Source organism: Acinetobacter sp. ANC 4178 (genome assembly GCF_004331175.1).
In the GTDB taxonomy this organism is placed as follows: Bacteria; Pseudomonadota; Gammaproteobacteria; order Pseudomonadales; family Moraxellaceae; genus Acinetobacter.
Genome location: NZ_SJOD01000005.1, coordinates 131,012 through 152,459, shown reverse-complemented (window position 1 = coordinate 152,459; position 21,448 = coordinate 131,012). Strand labels below are relative to the sequence as shown.

16 protein-coding genes, 1 tRNA gene and 2 pseudogenes are annotated in these 21,448 nt (G+C 35.6%); 11 read left to right on the top strand and 8 right to left on the bottom strand.

Annotated elements, in window-relative coordinates:
* Window positions 1-4: 4 nt before the first annotated feature.
* Together E0H87_RS11730 and E0H87_RS11725 are read right to left on the bottom strand one after the other, a co-directional pair.
* A complete protein-coding gene (locus tag E0H87_RS11730; RefSeq protein ID WP_131323771.1) occupies window positions 5-1,330 on the bottom strand; it encodes an APC family permease in 1,326 nt (441 codons plus the stop codon).
* A 208-nt stretch (window positions 1,331-1,538) separates the two neighbouring features.
* The gene (locus tag E0H87_RS11725) at window positions 1,539-3,035 is read right to left on the bottom strand and encodes an APC family permease (protein WP_131323770.1); all 1,497 of its coding nucleotides are present in this window, start codon (window positions 3,033-3,035) and stop codon (window positions 1,539-1,541) included.
* 673 nt (window positions 3,036-3,708) lie between these two features.
* Between E0H87_RS11725 and E0H87_RS11720 the strand changes: the two genes are divergently transcribed.
* The 3 genes from E0H87_RS11720 to E0H87_RS11710 all read left to right on the top strand — a co-directional run bounded on the left by E0H87_RS11720 (window position 3,709) and on the right by E0H87_RS11710 (window position 7,016).
* Window positions 3,709-5,145, top strand: a complete 1,437-nt coding sequence (locus E0H87_RS11720; protein WP_131323926.1) for a gamma-aminobutyraldehyde dehydrogenase — start codon at window positions 3,709-3,711, stop codon at window positions 5,143-5,145.
* Window positions 5,146-5,208: 63 nt separating this feature from the next.
* Window positions 5,209-5,685, top strand: coding sequence for an ester cyclase (locus tag E0H87_RS11715; protein ID WP_131323769.1), 477 nt, complete (start codon window positions 5,209-5,211; stop codon window positions 5,683-5,685).
* Window positions 5,686-6,560: 875 nt separating this feature from the next.
* Window positions 6,561-7,016 carry a DUF2147 domain-containing protein gene (locus tag E0H87_RS11710; protein ID WP_131323768.1) on the top strand — a complete coding sequence of 152 codons (456 nt, stop codon included), beginning with the start codon at window positions 6,561-6,563 and terminating at the stop codon, window positions 7,014-7,016.
* Between the two features lie 354 nt (window positions 7,017-7,370).
* On the opposite strand, the gene E0H87_RS11705 is transcribed toward E0H87_RS11710, so the two are convergent.
* The gene (locus E0H87_RS11705; RefSeq protein ID WP_131323767.1) at window positions 7,371-8,660 is read right to left on the bottom strand and encodes a tyrosine-type recombinase/integrase; all 1,290 of its coding nucleotides are present in this window, start codon (window positions 8,658-8,660) and stop codon (window positions 7,371-7,373) included.
* A gap of 160 nt (window positions 8,661-8,820) precedes the next feature.
* Here E0H87_RS11705 and E0H87_RS11700 point away from each other — a divergent pair.
* Both E0H87_RS11700 and E0H87_RS11695 read left to right on the top strand, forming a co-directional pair.
* A tRNA-Ile gene (locus E0H87_RS11700) sits at window positions 8,821-8,897 on the top strand.
* Between the two features lie 673 nt (window positions 8,898-9,570).
* Window positions 9,571-11,361 (top strand): DUF262 domain-containing protein, encoded by a 1,791-nt coding sequence (locus E0H87_RS11695; RefSeq protein ID WP_131323766.1) that lies wholly within the window; start codon window positions 9,571-9,573, stop codon window positions 11,359-11,361.
* Window positions 11,362-11,533: 172 nt separating this feature from the next.
* Here the strand turns inward: E0H87_RS11695 and E0H87_RS16255 are convergent, their stop codons facing one another.
* On the bottom strand, window positions 11,534-11,662 hold the full coding sequence (locus E0H87_RS16255; protein WP_264757390.1) for a hypothetical protein: 129 nt from the start codon (window positions 11,660-11,662) through the stop codon (window positions 11,534-11,536).
* A gap of 211 nt (window positions 11,663-11,873) precedes the next feature.
* On the opposite strand from E0H87_RS16255, the gene E0H87_RS11685 reads away from it, so the two are divergent.
* The 3 genes from E0H87_RS11685 to E0H87_RS11675 all read left to right on the top strand — a co-directional run bounded on the left by E0H87_RS11685 (window position 11,874) and on the right by E0H87_RS11675 (window position 14,899).
* Entirely contained in the window at window positions 11,874-12,545 is a 672-nt protein-coding gene (locus tag E0H87_RS11685; protein ID WP_131323765.1) for a hypothetical protein, read from the top strand.
* Between the two features lie 445 nt (window positions 12,546-12,990).
* Window positions 12,991-14,262, top strand: a complete 1,272-nt coding sequence (locus E0H87_RS11680; RefSeq protein ID WP_131323764.1) for an RES family NAD+ phosphorylase — start codon at window positions 12,991-12,993, stop codon at window positions 14,260-14,262.
* A 181-nt stretch (window positions 14,263-14,443) separates the two neighbouring features.
* Window positions 14,444-14,899: a hypothetical protein gene (locus tag E0H87_RS11675; RefSeq protein WP_131323763.1), complete on the top strand. Its 456-nt coding sequence runs from the start codon at window positions 14,444-14,446 to the stop codon at window positions 14,897-14,899.
* A 1,302-nt stretch (window positions 14,900-16,201) separates the two neighbouring features.
* On the opposite strand, the gene E0H87_RS11670 is transcribed toward E0H87_RS11675, so the two are convergent.
* The gene (locus E0H87_RS11670; RefSeq protein ID WP_131323762.1) at window positions 16,202-16,492 is read right to left on the bottom strand and encodes a hypothetical protein; all 291 of its coding nucleotides are present in this window, start codon (window positions 16,490-16,492) and stop codon (window positions 16,202-16,204) included.
* A 295-nt stretch (window positions 16,493-16,787) separates the two neighbouring features.
* On the opposite strand from E0H87_RS11670, the gene E0H87_RS11665 reads away from it, so the two are divergent.
* Window positions 16,788-16,985: a hypothetical protein gene (locus tag E0H87_RS11665; protein ID WP_131323761.1), complete on the top strand. Its 198-nt coding sequence runs from the start codon at window positions 16,788-16,790 to the stop codon at window positions 16,983-16,985.
* Between the two features lie 105 nt (window positions 16,986-17,090).
* Here the strand turns inward: E0H87_RS11665 and E0H87_RS11660 are convergent, their stop codons facing one another.
* The 3 genes and pseudogenes from E0H87_RS11660 to E0H87_RS16210 all read right to left on the bottom strand — a co-directional run.
* A complete protein-coding gene (locus tag E0H87_RS11660; RefSeq protein WP_131323760.1) occupies window positions 17,091-17,576 on the bottom strand; it encodes a hypothetical protein in 486 nt (161 codons plus the stop codon).
* 537 nt (window positions 17,577-18,113) lie between these two features.
* Entirely contained in the window at window positions 18,114-19,748 is a 1,635-nt protein-coding gene (mqo, locus tag E0H87_RS11655; RefSeq protein ID WP_131323759.1) for a malate dehydrogenase (quinone), read from the bottom strand.
* A gap of 585 nt (window positions 19,749-20,333) precedes the next feature.
* Window positions 20,334-20,532, bottom strand: a pseudogene (locus E0H87_RS16210) (GMC oxidoreductase); the annotation flags it as partial.
* Between the two features lie 27 nt (window positions 20,533-20,559).
* On the opposite strand from E0H87_RS16210, the pseudogene E0H87_RS16250 reads away from it, so the two are divergent.
* A pseudogene (locus tag E0H87_RS16250) lies at window positions 20,560-20,746 on the top strand (hypothetical protein); the annotation flags it as partial.
* Between the two features lie 18 nt (window positions 20,747-20,764).
* Entirely contained in the window at window positions 20,765-21,379 is a 615-nt protein-coding gene (locus E0H87_RS11640; protein ID WP_131323925.1) for a MarC family protein, read from the top strand.
* Window positions 21,380-21,448 lie beyond the last annotated feature (69 nt).

Genomic DNA, 21,448 nt, shown 5'->3' with positions numbered 1-21,448 from the left:
AAGCTTAAGCATTGCTAAGGACGATGCTTTGTTTGCGAACTTTCTTGTACACGAACAGCACGATACCTACAGTTAGCCAGCCAAGACCAAAATGTAATGCACTAGGTTCAAGATTGAGCCACATTGCAACAAGGGATAATATTGATAACACGGGTAAACAAAGGTTTAAAAACAAAGAGTTGAAGCCTGAGCGTTGCTTTTCATGTACATAAAACTTCATAAATACAGAGAAGTTCACTGCGGTGAAAGCAATTAAGGCACCAAAACTAATCAGATTGAGTACAGTCGATAAATCTAAAAACATTGCAGTCATAGACACCATACCGATAGTAAGAACTGAATATAAAGGTGTGCCTAATTTTTCATTGATTGAGCCAAAGATACCTTTATGGAAAATACCATCGCGACCCATGATATGGACTAAGCGTGAAGCACTCGCGTGTGACGCTAATCCAGAGGCAACAGTATTCATGATTTGTCCAACCAAGAATAATGATTGGAATAATGCACCACCGACATACAACGCAATTTCGGGTAAAGCTGCTTCAGGGTCTTTAAAGCGTGCGTTATCTGGGAAGTAAAGTTGAATAAACCATGATGCGCCAATAAAGATGAAACCACCCAATAATGTGGTCAACATCACAGCACGTGGGATGGTTTTTTTCGGGTCTTTGGTTTCATGTGATAAAGTTGTTACAGCATCAAAACCTAAGAACGAGAAACATAGAATAGATGCACCCGTAATTAATGGAACAATACTCGTATCACCATTAAATAAAGGTTTTAAGGTCAATACATGTTCATAGCCATTTGAACCAATGCCACTAATTACGAGATAAATAAAGACCACAAGTAAAATTAAAGGCAAAAATACAAAGATTAGGGAGAGGTTGGCTAGAATATGAATTCTAAAACAATTGACGAGTGTGACTAATCCAGCTGCGACAAATACCCACGCAGCATAAGGTACTGCGGGCATTAAGGCATGGAGGTAAATTCCTGCCAGTAACGCATTGATTAACGGAAGCAGAATATAATCTAATAATGAACACCATCCGACAAAGAAACCTGCCGAATTTCCGCAGCTTTCAGCGGTATACGTATAGGCAGAACCAGGACGGTCAGTTTGCTTACTTAATCGAGCATAACTGAATGCTGTGAGTAACATGGCAAAAAGGGCAAACATGTAGGAGAGGGGAACTCGACCATGAGTAATGTCCGATACAATGCCGAAAGTGTCAAAAACAGTCATTGGGGTCATATAAGCAATACCCACAATAATGACTTGTGCTAATGTGAGTTTGCGAACGTTAATACTGCGATTGTCCATTTATTAAAACCTGTAAATCGTTTTAAATCAGTTGGAAAAGTCATCCATGACTTAAAAAGCGGTAGAGAAGGTATAAATGTCGGTAGAGCGTGGTACTCAAAGAATTCAATTCTTTATGCACCACGCTCTTAACATTTGTTTTCAAAGATATGCAAAAACGAGTTTTACAATTGAATGACGAATGTACCTTGCTTCTTATGAAGAGGAATTACGCCGCATTACGCTTTTGGCGTAGTTCAGCAGCATGTGCAATTGCATCATTTTCAGGTGCTTGTGACTTGCCATAAGGTTTAGCAATAAACATGTAAAGCAAACCACTCACAATCACAAAACCTAAACCAAGAAGTACAATCCAACGGTCAAAGAATGAAGGAACATCGGCTGGTTGAGCGAGTAGATAAATAGCAACAACACCATAAACAAGCGCAAGCGCATTGATTGGTAAGCCCCAAGCGCCAACACTCCATTCACCAGCAGGCTTCCAACCTTTTAATCGGTTTTTCAACGCAGCGAATACAACCATTTGGAATGAAACATAAATACCGATAACAGCAAAGGCAGTAATACGAGCCAAGTTATCTGGTGAGAAATACACCACAACACAGAAAATTAAAGGCAATAAGCAGCTTAAAATCATTGCATTATCAGGTACATTTTGTTTAGACAACTTAGAAATCCATTGATTTCCAGGTAGCATTTTGTCACGGGCAAAAGAGAACAACAGACGGCTAAGCGCAGCTTGTAAAGATAAGATACAAGAAAGCATGGCAATGATGGCAACCACAATAAAGATGTTTGCACCAGTTGTACCTAAAGCATCACGCAAAATAAATGGAATTGGATCTGTCACTTTACCGCTTACGATATCTTGTAAGTTAGGTGAAGCAAGGATATAACCCAATACAGAAACCATTGCAGAGATACAACCGAATACAATACTCAAAATCATTGCCACTGGAATTTGGCGACTTGGGTTTTTCACTTCTTCAGCAACGTTACCACAAGCTTCAAAACCAAAGAACATGAATAAGCCAAGCAATGATGCAGAGAAGAAAGCAGTTGCGTAAGAGCCGTCTTGTGCAAATACACCCATCGTATCAAATACGATAGAGAAAGGTTGAGCACGATGGAAAATCAATAAGTAGATCCCCAACGCGATTACGCTCACAATTTCACACCAGAAACCAATTTTAGCAACACGTGCTAGATTCTTAGTACCAGACATGTTCACAACCATACATAAGATTAACAATACGACGGTGGTGATTAAACCGTTCATTGCTGAAGGTTCATAGTGGAATAATGAAGCAGTAAAGCCTGCACAGTATTCAGCAATTGAAGTAACAGTTACGACTAATGCCCAAAGGTAAATCCAAGAAGCCATCCAAGCATATTTTCTTCCCCAAAGACGACGTGCCCAAGGATATAAGCCACCCGTAATCGGGTATTGAGATGCTGTTTCACCAAATACGATAGCAACCAATAATTGACCAAAAGCTGCAACCATAATCCACCAAATTGATGGGGGACCAGCAAGCGTAATAGCAAGAGCAAATAATGAATAAACGGCTGTTAATGGTGATAGATAAGTAAAACCAAGTGAGAAATTCGAGATCAATCCAATTGATCGTTCAAACTGTGAATTTTGGGTAGACGATGAACTCGCCTCTTGCCCAACATTTTCACCTATAGGAAGGTCGTTCATGCAATTTCCTTATTTAGCAATAAAGTTCAATACATAAGTATTAAAAATTTCCCAATCCTGCTGTGGGAGCGTGGGGTATTCTGAGTATAGAAGTCTTCGATTTGAACGCAGAAAATTTAATTCTTTGATGAAGAACAATAAATTTCCTGTTTTGAAATGAAATTCCTTTTTCGCGATTTGAGATTGAATATCATTTATTTTCTGATATGAGTGATTCAAATCGCTATACATTTACGTAGTCTAATTTGTCTTTTTTTATAATTACAAACGAGAGCCAATTTATTAATTTGAGCAGGAGCCAATTTTTTTTAAAATAAATTTTTTACCATTATATTATGCATTTATTTATATATTGTTTTGTGATGCTATTATTTTTAAAATTAATTTAAATTTATATAAATCAATAATTTAAAATATTTAATATTATGTAAAAATGTAAAGTTAAAATAAAAATGTAAAGTTAAAATTAAAAAATGTAAATATATTAATTATAATTAAGGGGTGGTTTTGTTGTGGCTATGTTTTAAAATATTCTTGACAAAAAAAAGCATAAATAATAAATAAGCAGTTGTGGTGAATAGAAAGATATTTTATCTAAATTGTTGAATAAGGAAATTGCATGACAGATCTACATATTGGTGAAAATTTAGAACAGGCGAATGGAAATGTTCAAATGCACGTTAAACAATTAAAGCACTTTATTAACGGTGAATTTGTTCAAACTACAGGCGTTGAATTCTTTGATTTAATTAGCCCTGTTAATGGTCAAATTTATGCGCAATCGCCAAATGCAACACAACAAGATGTGGATTATGCCTATGAGTGTGCAAAAGCTGCATTTAAAGTTTGGAGACGTTCAACGCCATCAGTACGTCAAAAAGCATTATTGGACTTTGCTGATGCATTAGAAAAAAATGCGGATCAACTTGTAGCTGCACAAAGTGTAGAAACAGGTCAGCTTAAACACATGATTGCGGCTGAAGAAATTAAAGGTTCTGTTGATCACATTCGCTTCTTTGCTGGCGCAGCTCGTTGCCTAGAAGGGAAGGCGACTGCTGAGTACTTAGATGGTTTTACATCAAGTATCCGTCGCGAACCGATTGGTGTAGTTGGTCAAGTTGCTCCTTGGAACTACCCATTATTAATGGCGGTTTGGAAAATTGCTCCTGCTTTAGCTGCGGGTAATACCGTTGTATTAAAACCAAGTGATACCACACCAAACAGTACGTTACTCCTTGCTGAAATTGCTGCTCCGTTTTTCCCTAAAGGTGCCATTAATGTCATCTTAGGTTTGGCTGACGCAGGTTCAAAAGTAGTTTCTCATCCTGTACCAGCAATGGTATCGATTACAGGTTCTGTACGTGCGGGTCTGCAAGTGGCTGCTTCAGCTGCAAGCAACTTAGCTAAAGCTCATTTGGAACTTGGTGGTAAAGCACCGGTAGTTGTATTTGAAGATGCTGATCTTGAAAAAGCAACAGATGCAATCAGCGTTGCTGGCTTCTTTAACGCAGGACAAGACTGTACTGCGGCAGCACGCGTTTTAGTGCAAGAAAGCATTTTTGATGAATTTTTGGAAAAAATGGTTGCAAAAACCAAGCAAATTCACTGCGGTTTACCAGATGATGAAACTGCTTTGTTTGGTGCCCTAAACAATCAACGCCAGCTTGTACATGTGAAAGGCTTTTTAGATCGCTTGCCTGCGCATGCCAAAATTGTGACTGGTGGTAAACAAGTGACTCAGTACTCTGGTTACTATTTTGAACCGACTATCATTTGTGGTTTAGAGCAGCATGACGAAGCCATCCAAAATGAAATTTTTGGACCAATCGTGACCATCCAAACGTTTAAAGATGAAGCTGACGCACTAGACAAAGCCAATGATGTTGAATTTGGTCTCGCTTCAAGTGTTTGGACAAATGATCATAGCCGTAGCATGCGCTTTAGCCGTGATTTAGATTTCGGTACGGTTTGGACGAATGCACATATTCCGCTTACTGCCGAAATGCCGCATGGTGGCTTTAAAAAGTCAGGTTATGGCAAAGACTTATCAAGCTATGGCTTTGAAGAATATACCCGTATTAAACATGTGATGAGTGCTTACGAAGATTAATCTTCGGCATGATGCACCTGCAATCATCATTTAACTAACATATTTTTTCAGAAGGGAATATACATGAAAAATATTTTACAAGCGCTTATTTTAGTTCCTGCAATGGCGGGTGTAACAGTTGTTCATGCAGCTGTACCACCTAAGCAAGTTGTTACATCATATATGAAAGCTTGGAATCAACATGATTCTAGCAAAGCAGCCTCTTATTTTGCTAAAGATGGCGTATTTTATGATGCTGCTGTAGGTACGCCACAAAAAGGGCAAGTTGCAGCACGTGATAACGTCATTAGTGTATTTATTAATGCCGTTCCTAACTTGAAATGGGAAATGACGAGTGCTCCAATTGTAAGTAAAGATGGCATTTCTTTCCAATGGCGCTTTACAGGCAATAATACTGGTGCATGGAGCAAAGATACACCTGCAACGAATAAGCCAATTAACTTTGAAGGCGTAAGTTTTGTTCGTGTTAAAAACGACAAAATTGTTTACCAAGGCGACTACTACGATTCTGCTACTTTGAATAAGCAGTTAGGCTGGTAATCCGCTACACATAAGCTCAAACTCTACTGCATGTCATTTATGTTGCTATAAATAGATGCAGTCGGGTTTGGGCATATGTCCTTTTTTATGTTCGATAAATTGCGTCATCAAAATGCTGAAAATATAACTCCGCCTTAAAATTATTAAAAAAAAATGAGACTCGATTTTCTTCTTGCAAGGCTACATAAGCCATAACGCTTTGATAGCGTGCATACGAAACTATCTTATGCTTAAGCCAATGATGATCCATATCTTCCAAAGCATCATTTTTTCATACAGTACGGTTTTTACTCTCTGCTGATAAAAAGCAATATCTCCACCTCCAGATATTTTCTTATACAAGCAAGTTAGTGATAGCTCATAGACTAAAAAAATAGTCTTAGATGTAAATTCAGCTTTTGGAGAGGGCATTAAGAAAACCTTTAATTCATGTCCTTACCTCAGGCTCGGACATTGTGTCAATTTTAGTTAGTCCGAAATACATATTGTAATGATTCTACAAAACCTAAAACCATTCTTGATTTAGACTTAGAGTGAATTATATGTATCGCACTAGGCTCCTGATATAAAAATAAAGTCGGTTTTATTGCTGTCAAACTAATGTGTTTGACTGTTAGATGCTGATTCATACATGCGAATTTCATGCATTAAGTAACGGTTTTATAGGTAAAAGATATAAATTTAGATGCCTTCAGGTGTGTTTCGGTGATTAAAAGTAAAAGGCAGCAATAAACTGAACGAGATTATAGTGCTCAAACAATAAAAGAACAGAGCAGAATACGATTCCAACTAATTATGCTTATTGATTAAATTAATGATTTTATTCGTGATTTGCTTTGCTATAATCCCGAGGCTTTTTAATACATGACAATTTTATGAAATTAAGAATTTTATTTGCTTCGACTTTCTTACTCGGTTCAACTCAATTTTTAGCAGCAATGCCTGTTGATCCACTCTTAGGCTCATGGAAAGTCATTGATGATAAATCAGGTAGTTACATCACAGAAATTGCGATTCGTAAGAATTCAAAGACTCAACAATATAGTGCGGCCATCACTAAATCGTATGCATTACCAGGTGCGGTAGCTACGGATGTCTGTACGAAGTGCACAGGTGCATTAAAAAATAAAGATTTGTTTGGTCTAGAAATTCTCACAAGTATGCTAGAAACATCTAAAAATAAGTTTAACAATGGGGTCTGGGTTAACCCACAAAATGGCCTTGTTTATACTATTAACGCGAATCTAAGTGGAACTGGTGATCAAATGAAGGTCTTTGGCAAGTCAAAGTCTGATAACACAACCACAATGATGACTTGGAAGAAATTCTAAACAAGTATTTGAATGCTGCTTTTGTTTATTTCTAAAAAACCATCAATTGATGGTTTTTTAGATTGGGATTGGTGTGAATGATGATTAACCCATTAGAGGTGCCTTGTGAAGATGTCTACGAGGTGAGGTATTTCAACGATAAGGGGATTTTCTCTTCGCCATATCAATAGTCATTCACGCATTAGCCTATCTGAGGAATGTATTGTTGAATAAACTATTAGGGATAGTTTTAAGCCACCAAAGCCAAGTAAATGCACAAAATTTGATTCAGACTTATATGTCATTATTTAAAAAGAAAATAGACTATCTTGCGAGGATAGTTTTGAAAAAACAAAAGTTATTGGAAATATAAAATCAGGCATCAAATTCTACTTGATCTGATTTTCTACTAAGCGAAGACGGAATTAATTCTGCTTCCAAGTTTTTTTTATAAGCTCCTAAAATAATGCTTTCAATAGCATTCATTGCATCTCTTAATTTTTTTTCGCTTAGCTGAACACTACCCACAGTGAGGTCTCGATCATCATCTTGATGGTTGAGTAGGTGCTTAATTGTGTACTGCCCCAAATCAAGGTTTTCTGCAATAGCGCCAAAGGTTCTACGCAGATCATGGAAGCTAAACTCAATGCCACATGATTTATTGATTTTTTGGCGTACTTTGGAAATATTCACAATATGACCAGAGGTAGATTTGGCAGAAGGAAATACCCATTCATTTGTTGCTTGAGCATAACGTTTTTTCATAAGCATAAAGAGAAAGCCACCCATAGGCAGGGTGTGTGGCGTACTATTCTTTTGATCTATTGAAGTGATTCGACCATATTTTAAGTCGATTCTGGTCCAAGACAAAGATTCACATTCTTCACGGCGAAGTCCAGTGAGAACCAAGGTAAGTAGGAAATCTCGATTGGTTTCTAGCTGCTGACCACGGTCTTTATATTCAAATACGGCTTTAATCCAGTTCGGCAGTTGGTCTTCATGAATATAGGTTTTACGTCTACGAATTTTATTCCAGCCTTGTTTAGCATTTAGCGTATGAATCGGATTATGAGTATCCAGAATAGACCTATCGTTTTCATCCAGATAATACTCAACTGAGTAATTATAGATGGCTCGTAAAACACGCATTGTCATATTGGCTTGAGCCATACTTCGATGTGACAACTCAGAATGCTTGGCCTGAATCATTGATCTGGAAATTTCATCTAGTTTTATGGCATTCCAATCTTTTAGGTAGTCATTCACCACCATGGTGTAGTCTTTAATTGTTCTAGGCTTGAGGGTTTTGTGGGAAAGGTAATTATCAAATGCTTGTTTTAATGTTGGTTTTGTTTGGAATAAATCTGATTTTACTTTTTCTTCAGCAATTGTTTTTCTTTTAACTTGATTGGGATTGATGCCTTGAGACATTTGAGTAAGTTTATCTTTGGCAATATCGCACGCTTGGGCTAGGGTTAAATCGCCATGTAAACCAATTGTAGAGCGTACAGTCTTGCCAAGGACTTTTTTCTCAACGATAAAGGTTTTACAGGTGTTATTCACCCGAATAGCAAAGCCGATCAAGTCACTGTCTCTATAGATAGCAGGCGTCATTTCGAGTTGATCAATAAATGTCTCTGTTAGCTTTACTCTTTGAGATGACATCGCTAGAATCGCTATCAATTGCAATATTTAGCAATATAGCACAATATTTTCTAGCGTCTACTGTGAGTCTACAAGCAAAAAATACTTGCTCAATAAGGAAATGTTAGATAGTATTGCTGCACAGCCAAACTATTGAATACAATGGTTTTGCAATAATATAGGGCCTATAGCTCAGTCGGTTAGAGCAGCGGACTCATAATCCGTTGGTCCCCAGTTCGAGTCTGGGTGGGCCCACCAAATTCAACCTCGTAACTTATTGAGTTATGAGGTTTTTTAATGTCTGCTATTTTTAGACCATCGGATTTTTCGGTCTATTTTGTGGTCCATCCGTTCGATAGTCCGATGGTCTATCTCCAGCATGTAAATCCATCTCTCAATTAACGTTTCCTAGCACTTCGACTTTCCGCTCGATCTACGATGAAGATGAATCTTCTATGATCTAGACCATCGAGGCGTAAAGCGAGTGGAAAACGATTAGGCTTGGGGGATTTTGACTTTCTGCTATTTGGCCTTTTTCCCCTATCTGCATAGGGGATTTCTGATTGAGGTATGGGGAGTTTTGTTAAAATAATCGTAATTTATTGAGTACTGTTAATCAGGTTTCTAGGAGTTAGGTTGTATAATTATACTTAATCTTGTATTAACTTTAATTACGTAATAATCTATTTCAATTACTGTAAATCAACTTGTTAACTCAGTTGAAATGACATACCTCTATCCTTTACTTAGTACTTCTTCATCTATTCGTTATATAAATTTATATGTATTCAAAAAAATAGTAGTATTTTAGTAATTGAAATATTTTAAAAGATTTTTTCCTTTCAATGTAGAATAATTAGTGTCGATAAAAAAAATTGAAAATAAATGCTATACTTTTTGAAAATATAGCTTGTCCTCTAAGAAGGTTGAAATGGAAGGAAATTTAAGTATTAAAGGTATACCAGTTCTGACAATATATTCACAATGTGTCGCTGGAAAATTCATTATTAATAGAAGATATCAAAGAAAGCTAGTTTGGAGCATAGAGGAAAAAGAGAAATTTATTGACTCTCTTCTTAATGGTTTTCCTATACCAATGATTATTGCGGCAAATTATAGAAAATCAAATGATGAAAATGCTTTTGAAATATTAGATGGCATGCAAAGGTTAAATGCAATTATATCATTCATTGAATGTGAATTCTCTGTAAATGGGAAGTATTTCAATTTGGAAACAGTTGCTCAAACTAAAAGTCAGAAAGAAAGTAGTGAAATACTTCAAAAGGAGCCTGTCTTAGATATTGATTCATGCGCAAAAGTTCTTGATTATCCAGTACCATTTTCAGTATGTGATAATAATAATTCTGAAAAAGTTGATGAGAGTTTTAGGAGAATCAATACTGGGGGGCGCACACTTTCTAAGCAAGATGTTAGACAGGCTGGGGCGCTTGGTCAAATTCCAGATTTAATTAGAGATTGTTCAATTTATATTAGAAAAGATAGCTCACATTCGAATATTGTTGATCTTCGGAATATGAGAAATATAAGCCTAAGCAATAAAGGTTTAGGTTATGGTATAGATTTACATGGTATATTTTGGTCAAAGCATGGAATAATTACTACAGAGAATATTAGGATGTCGCGAGATGAAGAGTTGGTAGCTCATCTGGTTTCATACATAATCAACCCCAATCAAGCTCAAACAACTTCTAAATATTTAGATGCTATCTATGATTCAACTTCTCAAGAAAGTGAGAGCCTTAATATAGGCATCAATAAGAAAGGATATGACCCAATATATAAACAATTCTGCTTTGTATTTGAAGAGTTAAAAAAGACATTAGATACTGGAAGTGATAGTTTTAGAAAACTAGTTTTCAAAGAAAGCCCAGCTAAAACAACTAGTGTTTTTCAAGTTGTATATATTGCATTTTATAAAGCATTAATAACTCATAATTTACAAGTTGCAAATTACTTGAATTTAAGAAATTCTCTTGAGAATTTATTTGACATGCATTTAAAAGCTCTTGATTCAGATCTTAAGTGGAGTTCCCAAGATAGAGAGAAGCTTTCTGAATCCATATATGGAGTTATAAAACTCCATTTTAAACCGAAGTCTGGTACGGATAGATACTTGAGCTCTTGGGTTGAAAGTTTAGAAAACATACTTAATGAGTCAAAAACAGAGCAAGTTTGTTATGATTTTAAGATGGGTCTACATCAAATAAGTGATGGGAGCGGAAAATTTCATGAAAGCACAGTCGATAAAATAGTTAAAACTCTTACAGCTATGACTAATTCAAAAGCTGGTGATTGTTTTGTCGTGTTAGGGGTTGCAGATAATGAAAATGCTGCAAAAACCCATAAAAAGCACTATAATTCTGAATATCTTAAATATAACGATTTTTGTATTGTTGGTATTGAATCTGAAGCAGTAATGTATCAAAAATCTATTGAAAATTATGAGAAAAAGATTCTTCAATTAATTGCTAAACAGCCTATATCCGAAAAGTTTAAGCAGGTTATAAAATCAAATATTGTAACTTTCACGTACAATAATAGAGAAATTTTGCTATTTAAAGCTTTTAGATCAGATAATCCTGAAAGATATAATGGAGATATATACAAGAGAAATCTTTCACATCTAGAAATAGTTGATAGAGACTCTGAATTTGATTTTCTTGATTTGTTTCGTAGAGAGTCTAATCACGCTCAAATTTAGTAAATAAGATAAATACTTAACGTTTAACTTAAGTTAAAGCTACTACAATATATAAGTAGCTTAACTTAAGTTGCCTGCTGTTCTATCAGTTTTTAATTGTATCTGCCTGAATTTCAAATACATATTATTTTCATGGTCTTTAACTAATAAAGGAGTGACCATGAAAAAAATACTATCCTAAACTTGAGGCTGTATCTAAAGCCATCGAAGTAATCCCACACCCCCAATGTAAGTCTGTAGCAAAAGCAATTCGTGTCTGCAACGATAAGAAGTCAGACGTAACGACAAAGCTTTGCGCCATTGCACTTGTCTTCGTATAGGAGAGAGGAATCAATCATGTTGATTTTTCAACAATGGCTAGTTCTTCAACGTCAGCAACAAGAATTGACCCAAGAGGCACTTGCTAATCGCTTAGGTAAACCGATGGCATTCAGGCTAAGAACGATGAGGTATTTGTAGATAAACTTGTTGCTAAGTATGATGTACCTCATCATGCAGCTACTGTTGATATTGTGACAAAAATTGCAGTGCTATCTACAGTCATTGGCAATCTAGAGGATATCTACAATATTTTGCAGACCAATCAATATGATAAAGTTCTGACTATAGCCAAAGCTTATTCATCTAATCTTGTTGTGCAGTACTTGTTAAAACGATTCTACACATATAATCCTAAACGCTATATCGGCAAAGGCTATCGCTTAAAGCCAGTCGATGCAGCTATTCTAATCACTGATGCATTTGAATCCATCCATAAAAATACAAGTATTCCCATGAAAACTTTCATGAAGGAAAAGTTGGTTTCAGGAATAAAAGTAGACTTCAAGACCAAAGAAGTCAGTATAGATCCAAGCAAAGCTGCAAATTTCATTACCAAGTTCTTTGCTGTAAGTGACAGAAATGCGAAAAAACCAGAACTGAGATTTCTTGAATTTCGGAATATTGCATACGGAAATTACCAGTATTTGTCTATCGATGAATTACAGAAGTCCTATAAATCTGTACCTCAGGAATTTCAGATTGGAGGGAGTATCTTTGATTCCTTGTCGGGAGAATTGATCTCAGGTCCTGAAATCTCTAAGACAACGTATCAATACCATGATCCAGATGGCATTGATGTGTTCGAAGATGATCCAATTCCACCGCAATCACAGCAGAACATTCAGCTAGACGAAATTGCCTGATATTTCCTAACTAATCTTAGCTTTTTGGTGGGAGGTATTCAGACAGCTCCCGTTTTCTATTTTGCAACGCCATACATCAAGCTCGCTATCTCAGTGTTGTGTGCTCACAATACTGTTTGGCGTTGCAAAATGTTGGTTTGCTTTGGGAGGAAAAATCGAGGGTTGTTGGGCTTCTGATTTTTTTGTTTATTTTCTTTGAATTTCTACACTTGCAAGGTGGTATTTTCATATTTTTTCGGATACTTTTTTCTGCATGGATCATAAATAAACATTTGGCAGATGAGTGTTCCAAGAATTAACTAAAATATTAAGTTAAGGGAGTTATCCCTGTGATTTCTAATGGTTAAAAATGAGTCAATAAATTTGATCAACCTTAAAAAAGTATAGTGATTACCTTTAAACAAATTATAATTACTTCCTATAAGTTGAAAAATTGTAGGTTCATGTGAACAATTTAGAAGGACTAGCAATCTGTGAAGATTGTTTAAATGATAAATATTTAATTGAGCTGATTATTACTACGTCCAGTAAAATAAAAATATGTTGTTGCTGTAAAATGGAAAAGAAATGTGGTCAATATGAGGATTTGGCCAATGAATTAGAAGAAGTAATTTTTGAGCATTACTCATTAGCTTCGAGCGCTGAAAGATGGTGGTCATCGGATAATTATTCTGGGGAAGGAGATGACTTAGAATGTATTATTCAAGAAATTTTAGGACAAGAAATTCCTGAGATTGATGAGATAATATCGTATTTGTGCGAGAAAGATGCATGGAATGTGAGGGACGGCGATACCTCTTTTTTTGACAACACAGAATCTTATGTGTATAGAAAAAGCTATGATGACTACTTTGAAGAGTATTGGAGTTATTTAGTTGACGAGCTTAAAACAAAACGTCGTTTTTTTAGTGATTCTGCAAAGAAACTATTTCAGGAGATCTTCCATGATGTTGAAAATATGTATGCATCCCAAACACACTCAAGTGGACACGGATATTCTAAAAACAAAGTGCCAGTGATACGTACAATAGCGAAGGAAACTCAAATTTTTAGGGCACGAAGGGCCGATACATATGAAGAGTGTATAACATATTTGCAAAATCCTGATAAAGAATTGTCACCACCTCCATCTAAATTTGCTCAGCAGGGGCGAATGAATGCTAAAGGGGTTTCTATTTTTTATGGTGCATTGCATATAGAAACCTGTATTGCAGAAATGCGGCCTTCAATTGGATCTTATTTGGTCTTAGGAACATTTTCTCCGAAAAGAGAGCTTAAAATCTTAGACTTTAAATTATTAGAAAGTTCTTATCCTGTTTTAAGTTATTTTCAACCTGATTTTAAATATCAGTCGATGCATAAAGAATTTTTACGAAAACTGCATAAACTAATAAGTTTACCTGTTATCAATGGGCATGAAGATGAATACTTAATTACACAAGTATTAGCTGAATATTTAGCATACGTGAGAGACAATAACTTTGATGGTATTTCCTTTGAATCTACCCAATTTGATGGTGGTGCTAATATTGTCCTTTTTCCGAAAGATAAATTGAGGGATACAGATAATCTTTTTGCAATTGATGATGATATAACAAAAAGACAAGAATCAATATTAGATGATTTTGGACTCGAATTTATTAGTAATAGTGTCAATGTGCAGAAAACTGAAAAAATTAAATATGAAACATCACCTTTGTATTCTGGGAATTTTTAGTATAACGACTATGGTTGAAATTATCGAAAAGTAAAGGTAATTGGCACTCCTAAAATTTTAGGTATCTGATTGTCAAATTAAAAAAGTTCTTAGTTTTAAATTGATTAATTACTATAGCGATCTTAGTATCTTCTCAACTTAATCATAAGTTTTAAAGTTTTCACAAAAATCAGAGGGTAAGATGAAAAAATTATTATTACTGAGTTTGCTTTGTACAATCGGAATGAATGTTTCTGCTGGTTCTAACTGTTCAATTAGTTATATGTCTGATGACAAACTGATAGATATTCTTAAAAAAAATAATTTTGAATTTGATAATTATCAAGAGGTTTGTGAGTGCTTAAAAAGTGCTAATGCAAAAGTTAACTTACGCTATACCTCAGCTATAAGTAATCAACAAGCTACTGCTGTTGTAATCGCTGTAGTTGAAGATATAAATTTTCCGATAGCTTCAGATCGCTATAAACGATCAATATGGTCAAGTCCAGAACGAACGACAGCCATTGAAGTAAAATTGTTAATAGGTGCAGTTAATGATGCTTTAAATGGCATAGACCAATCAGATATTAAAGGGTTGAATGAAAATCGTAAAAAAATGGGCGTTAAAATTTATCCAGTTTCATCCAACATAAAATAATAATTTGAAATTGTTAAGTTTAACATTTTGAGTGTTCAGTGGATTTGTTCAACTCCTCCTTAACTGGCATATTGGAGATTAGATAGCGTCAAACTATTCAACAATATCCCGTTTTCTATTTTGCAACGCCAAACATCAAGCTCGCTCTTTCAGTGTTGTGTGCTCACAATGCTGTTTGGCGTTGCAAAATGTTGGTTTGCTTTGGGAGGAAAAATCGAGGATTGTTGTGCTTCTGATTTTTTTGTTTATTTTCTTTGAATTTCTACACTTGCAGGGTGGTATTTTCTTTATTTTTTAATTTTTTCTGATGTTGTTTCTGGTCAGACTGCAAATACTTCGGTACATAGAAATCTCCAAACTTCGGTCCAACAACCATTTTAAAATTAACTAGACAAAACATTTGGGTCTAGCACGGTACTTCACTATCAAATTAAAAATCATGGACTTAAGAACCTCGGTCCATCTTTCCGAGTGTCCAAAACCACGGTCTATTTGTGGTACATCACAAAATTGGGCCTTTATTTTTCTTATACTTAGTATTAGTAAAAAATCATAAAAAAGAATTTCAAAAAATAAAATACCTTTTTTTTCATGAGTTTAACTAAAACAGTTCGGTACTGTTATTTTTATTGTATTCCATTGGAAAATGCATCATAAGACATTGTTTTTTATAGTTAAAAAATTAAAAACTGGTCTGACTCATAATCCGTTGGTCCCCAGTTCGAGTCTGGGTGGGCCCACCATATATATCAACCACTTAGGTGTGCTAATCCTAAGTGGTTTTTTATTTTTAGAATCCGTGTAAGCACTACGTAAGTGTAAGTTTTCGGCCTTTTTTGCACTAATTTGCTTCTTATTCTGCACTAAATGAAAATATAACACTTTGGTTAAACGGCAGTAGTGGCAAAGCTATTTGCCATAAGTAGTATGCCCCACAAGAGTGCGCCTATAGCAATCGCTAAGGTATTTTTAACCTGATTATTCTTCATAGACTTTTCTCGTATGAGCATCTATTTCCTTTTAAGTCGCAGCACATAAAAAGGATCATCATCTTTGAGTTTTTTACAATTCAGAATTTTGGGCTTAGACAGGTTCATTCAGATTGCGAAAAGAAAAATTGAACAGTCTGGTAATTAAGATTTTAATTATTTTAAGTTGTTGTAATTATTAAAAATAGTCGTGTATTCCGAAGTTTCTGGGTTTAAGTGCTATAAAAGGGTGTAGAGCATAAAAAGGAAACGCTACATTAGCATTTCCTTTTTTATTTTAGTTATGGTTATCTTTGGTGCTGAAAATATTGCATCACATGAGCCAACTATCTTTAGGGCCATTATCTATATATTCCCAAAATTGATGCACTCCATTATCGTGAAATTTTAGGGTAAAGGGTTTGTCGGTTATGAGTTCGGTTACACAATTTTGATATGAAACAACAACCTTTGCGAAAATTTCATGATCATTATTTTGATAAAAGTTTATTGTTGGGCTTAGGTTTTCTAGGAAATAACAGTTCTCTGGCAAAAATACCATTTGCTTTGCTGTATCAATCGCTTCATGGCGATCTTTGTCTGTGAAGAATACATCGAAATTCATGAGCTTTGAGCCTCTTTTTCTTATCCCTTTCTTTATTTTAGAAGCATATGTAAAAAATGCAAAGTAAATCACATTAAATTAATATAATGATACATAAAACGCATTAATCTGTTAATACATCGAAATGTACCTTTTCTTTGGAATGTGATTTTGTAAAGTTTTAATTAATAAATTAAATTTTTTAGTTAGTTTTTCTTTGTAAAACAGTGATGTAATTATCATTAAATTATCATATGTTGATAAAAATCAACATATGTGTTAAAATTTGAGCTAATCTAGGCAGTTCGAGGTTGTTATGATCTTTTTTGACGGAGAACAAGTTTTCCCTGATCGAGCAAATAACTTTAAAACTTTCTTAAAAAAATATCTTAATGAACAAGATGGCGAATACTTATTAGAAGAAAAATCTTTTGTTTATGATGCTGAAAATGATGAATTTCTTGAGCCCGATATTCAAGCATTCTATTCACTCTGGTCTGCAATTTTAGACTAAAAAAAGCCGCCTTATGAAGGCGGTTTTTTATTGGGCTATAGAGTGTGATAGGAATTAGAAATAGGGGAGTAAAAGCTTAAAATTGTAAATCTCTCTTTTGCGATTTTATAACGCGCCAAGCTGTTGCCAAGTTTCACCATTATGCAACGAGTGATAATAATTCTGTAGTTCAACTAAATCATAGTATTGGCTATAAGCTACGAGCAGTAAACCGAGGATAAGTCCAATTTTAAGATAAACAAGTCGGGTTGAGTTTTTATATAAATTATCCAGTCCAAAAAAGGTCAAAATTAAAGCTGGAATCAATACAATCGTTTTTAAGTGGTTTAAAAAATCGAGCCCATGTGTATATAGTAGCCCAATAATCAGAAGTACAAGCCCTAAACTGGCATAGATACGGCTGTCGAGTGATGTACGTAAAGCAAAAATACATTGAAGCATCAAAATAAAACTGGCAAATAAGTAAAAAGTGGTTCCGCCAATAATCACAGTGTAAATGGCGTTGAGTACACAATACGCCAATATAAGAAAGATAATAAAAAAGTAAATGAGCGTATAAAGTCGATGGGTCAATTCGGTTGTTTTTGCCATAAAAATCAATCCTTATCCAAACTCATTACGCTTAAAATAAGCATAGGCATATTCTCTGTAAGCTTCTATTTTTCTGATGTAAGTATTGTATATTTCTCATGACTTAATGATGCTTTTAGTAAATTTCTAGGACAAAAGAAGCTGATGAAACAGAGGCTTAAACAAATATTTCCACCAATGCATAGGGCTGGAGTAACCGATAAATATCGAGTTGTCAGGTTGCTTTGTAATGCTCCCAATTGATCTCCAATATTCCATTCAGGATAGCAATGCATCCAATAAAAGCAAATTTTGTGTAAGCTGTTATTTTTCATAATGATTAAAAAGGAAAATAAAACAACAGTGGCAGAGTACAACTCCAACAAAAACTGGATTGTAAATTTTCTGACAGTTATAGCGATCTGCCCAATGACTACAAATAAAAGAAAAATCGCGTGAACAAAATGCATCGGAGTGTAATAAGGCATAAATCAAATTTGTAATGGTGTAAGGTCAAAAGGATGAACCTAAGTTCATCCTTTTGTATTTAAGAAAAATTTATTGTGCTTTACTGACAGCGATAGATGAATCATTGGCTGCTTGTGCCATTGGCGTATATTTCAGTCCTAAAGTTTGACTGGTATATTGACGCACTTGATCCAGTAATACAGGGTTTGTGCTTAACTCTTGTTGGTACGATTTTACAATTTCATGTAATTTCGGGTTCCATTCACCTTGTACTTGTTGTGGGAATGCTTTTTCAAGCAAACTCAACATAATGTACGGTGAAGTAGATGCACCAGGTGAAGCACCTAGCAATGCGGTTACGGCACCATCTTTAGACGCGAAAATTTCTGTACCAAACTGAAGTTGGGCTGGTTTACCGTCTTCTTTCTTAATGATTTGAACACGTTGACCACCTTGATTTAAATGCCAGTCTTCTGGTTTTGCATCAGGATAGTATTTTTTCAATTCATTAAAACGATCTTCATCAGACATCATGACCTGACTTACTAAGTATTTGACCAAATCAAGGTTTTCCATGCCTACAGCAGTCATGGGTAATACATTGTTTTTCGTGGTCGATTTTAATAAATCTAGCTGAGAACCTTGTTTTAAGAATTTATTTGAATAGGTCGCAAATGGTCCGAAGAGCACATATTTTTTACCATCAATATAACGGGTATCAATATGTGGAACAGACATTGGTGGAGCACCCAATTCGGCACGACCATAGACTTTCGCAGTATGGCCAGCAGTGACTTTAGGATTGTCTGTCATTAAGAACACGCCACCTACAGGGAAGCCAGCGTATTGTTTAGCTTCAGGCAGACCTGTCATTTGCAAGAGTTTAACTGCTGCACCACCTGCACCAATAAACACAAAACGAGTTTTGACATGGTTGGTTGCGCCTGTTTTCAAATTTTTGAAAGATACAGTCCAAGTTTTGTCATCATTTTGGCTAATGCCAGTCACTTCTGTAGAGGTTTGCAGTTGGAAGTTAGACTGCTTTTTAAGGTGATCGACCAATTGTGTGGTGATTGAACCATAGTTCACATCAGAACCGACATCCATACGTGTTGCAGCTACTTTTTGTGCAGCATCACGGCCATTCATCACCAAAGGTGCCCATTGTTTAATTTCGGCAGGGTTCTCAGTGAACTTCATACCGTAGAACATTGGGTTTTTAACCATAGCAGCATAACGCTTTTCTAAGAAATTCACGTTATCTCCCCATACAAATGCAATATGAGGAACAGGGTTAATAAAGCTAGTTGGCTCGCCTAAAACACCTTGTTTCACTTGGTATGACCAGAATTGCTTTGCGACTTCAAATTGTTCAGCAACTTTTACTGCCTTGGTAATGTCCATTTTGCCATCTTTTTCAGAGGTATAGTTCATTTCCATAAAGCCAGAGTGACCAGTGCCTGCATTATTAAAGCCATTTGAGCTTTCTTGGGCAACTTGATCTAGTCGCTCGTACATGCGAATTTGCCAGTTTGGTTCAAGTTCGGTCAAATAGGTACCTAAGGTGGTACTCATAATTCCGCCACCAACCAAGACAGCATCAACCACTGGTTCATTATTTGAGGTTTGAATTTTTTTAGACACAGTTGGTCGGAATAAAAAAATCAATACTGCAAGCAAAAGCAGTACGACAAATACCGCGAGGTATTTTAAAAAAGTTTTCATGCGATTTTGACCTTGGGAGCAGGTTTTTGCATCGCTTTATAGCGAATGGAGGGTAATAGCAAAAAATAAAAAGAGGTTGACGGAAATGGTGGCAAACTAAAAGTTCAGAAGAGAGGGAGTGAAATACATGAATCCTTAAAACTAAGAAAAAATGTACCTTTTAGTTTAACCACACATTTCCAATCGGTTGCCATTTTAGACGAAATAAGTATTGACTCAGTAATTTTTATTATAAATGTCGATATAATATGTATAAATTTGAGTGATGGTAAATTTATTTTTTATGAATTTCAGTGATTTATGTTAATTTTATTTACCCTATAAATCAATAGGCTAGCGATTTTCTTGAATTTCAGCCCATTTTTTACTATTCATACAGGATAATACTCATCAAAAGATAATGCAGAAGTCGTGAGCAATTAGAATAATGAAAATATATTCAAAATATATCTAATTGTAATACCTAATAAATATAAGGGAATTAAAAGGCCACATGAAGAGCGCTCAATAATGTGGTCTAGTTGCTATTCAATGCATTGGACTAGGCAGTTTCAAGCGCTTGTTAATAGGGTGTAGTAGATCATACTAAAGGTTACAGCCCATGGTTTTGATCCGCAATTTTTCAGCCATCATAATGGTGGTCGCGTTTAAGTTACCCGTGATAATCCGTGGCCTAATCGATGCATCCACTCCACATCAATTCTGCATACTTATGTACACGTCGTTGCCGATCTAACACAGACATTGCAGCTTTACCCATTTTACAATCACAGAATGGATGGTATTTATCCCCATATGTTGTGAAGGTGGCAAATTGGGTAAGCGGTTCTATGACTGCCTTGAAACCTATTTGTATAAAGATTCTTAAGGCAACGACCTTGTCGGATACCAAAGAGCAAATGATTCATGATGTATTCGTTCGTGATCAATACCACATGACCTTCTTACATATCAATCGAATCAGTTTGGGGAATCTGCCCTTATTTCCAGACCCTCAAGAATCATTAGGAGGAACCATGTTGACCTCATATTTACATGCATTTGCTTTGTTTTTCTCATTGCTGAATCCGTTTTTAATGAGTATTTACATGATTGGTATGATTCGCAACTCCGAAGCCAAAGTGTTTAATAAGGCCTTGATTCAGGGCTGTCTCATTGCTTTTGTGGTATTTCTGCTGTTTGCATGGGGCGGAGAAGCAATTTTTAGTAAATATTTAAATGTGCGCTTTGAGGCCTTTCAAATTTTTGGTGGACTGATCTTCTTGGTAATCGGTTATCGCTATGTGTTTCAGGGGGCAGATACGATTGGTGAAATGCGTGGTGCGCCTGAACACTTGGCAGGAACCATTGCCATGCCTTTTATGATTGGGCCGGGAACCATCAGTGCCGCCGTGGTGACAGGTATATCGCTGCCAATTAGCGGCGCAGCCATGATTATTTTTCTGACTTTGGCATTGACCTGTGGTTTGATGATCTTAATGAAATTTGCACATGATCATTTACGTTATAAACATGCCAAATATATAGACCGTTATGTGGATATTGTCGGGCGATTGTCTGCTTTACTGATTGGGACTATTGCGGTAGATATGATTATCAATGGCATTTTGGGCGTTATATCTGAAATGTAAGCGGATTCCAAATCAAAAACCGAATGTTATACATTCGGTTTTTGAGGCTAGAAAAATGATCGTAATTTA

Excerpts from the sequence above, each read along its gene's own strand:
- E0H87_RS11705 (WP_131323767.1), bottom strand. The coding sequence starts at position 8,660 with ATGTCATCTCAAAGAGTAAAGCTAACAGAGACATTTATTGATCAACTC.
- E0H87_RS11710 (WP_131323768.1), top strand. The coding sequence starts at position 6,561 with ATGAAATTAAGAATTTTATTTGCTTCGACTTTCTTACTCGGTTCAACT.
- E0H87_RS16255 (WP_264757390.1), bottom strand. The coding sequence starts at position 11,662 with ATGGCGCAAAGCTTTGTCGTTACGTCTGACTTCTTATCGTTGCAGACA.
- E0H87_RS11715 (WP_131323769.1), top strand. The coding sequence starts at position 5,209 with ATGAAAAATATTTTACAAGCGCTTATTTTAGTTCCTGCAATGGCGGGT.
- E0H87_RS11725 (WP_131323770.1), bottom strand. The coding sequence starts at position 3,035 with ATGAACGACCTTCCTATAGGTGAAAATGTTGGGCAAGAGGCGAGTTCA.
- E0H87_RS11730 (WP_131323771.1), bottom strand. The coding sequence starts at position 1,330 with ATGGACAATCGCAGTATTAACGTTCGCAAACTCACATTAGCACAAGTC.
- E0H87_RS11665 (WP_131323761.1), top strand. The coding sequence starts at position 16,788 with ATGATCTTTTTTGACGGAGAACAAGTTTTCCCTGATCGAGCAAATAAC.
- E0H87_RS11675 (WP_131323763.1), top strand. The coding sequence starts at position 14,444 with ATGAAAAAATTATTATTACTGAGTTTGCTTTGTACAATCGGAATGAAT.
- E0H87_RS11720 (WP_131323926.1), top strand. The coding sequence starts at position 3,709 with ATGCACGTTAAACAATTAAAGCACTTTATTAACGGTGAATTTGTTCAA.
- E0H87_RS11670 (WP_131323762.1), bottom strand. The coding sequence starts at position 16,492 with ATGAATTTCGATGTATTCTTCACAGACAAAGATCGCCATGAAGCGATT.
- E0H87_RS11640 (WP_131323925.1), top strand. The coding sequence starts at position 20,765 with ATGTTGACCTCATATTTACATGCATTTGCTTTGTTTTTCTCATTGCTG.
- E0H87_RS11660 (WP_131323760.1), bottom strand. The coding sequence starts at position 17,576 with ATGGCAAAAACAACCGAATTGACCCATCGACTTTATACGCTCATTTAC.
- E0H87_RS11695 (WP_131323766.1), top strand. The coding sequence starts at position 9,571 with ATGGAAGGAAATTTAAGTATTAAAGGTATACCAGTTCTGACAATATAT.
- mqo (WP_131323759.1), bottom strand. The coding sequence starts at position 19,748 with ATGAAAACTTTTTTAAAATACCTCGCGGTATTTGTCGTACTGCTTTTG.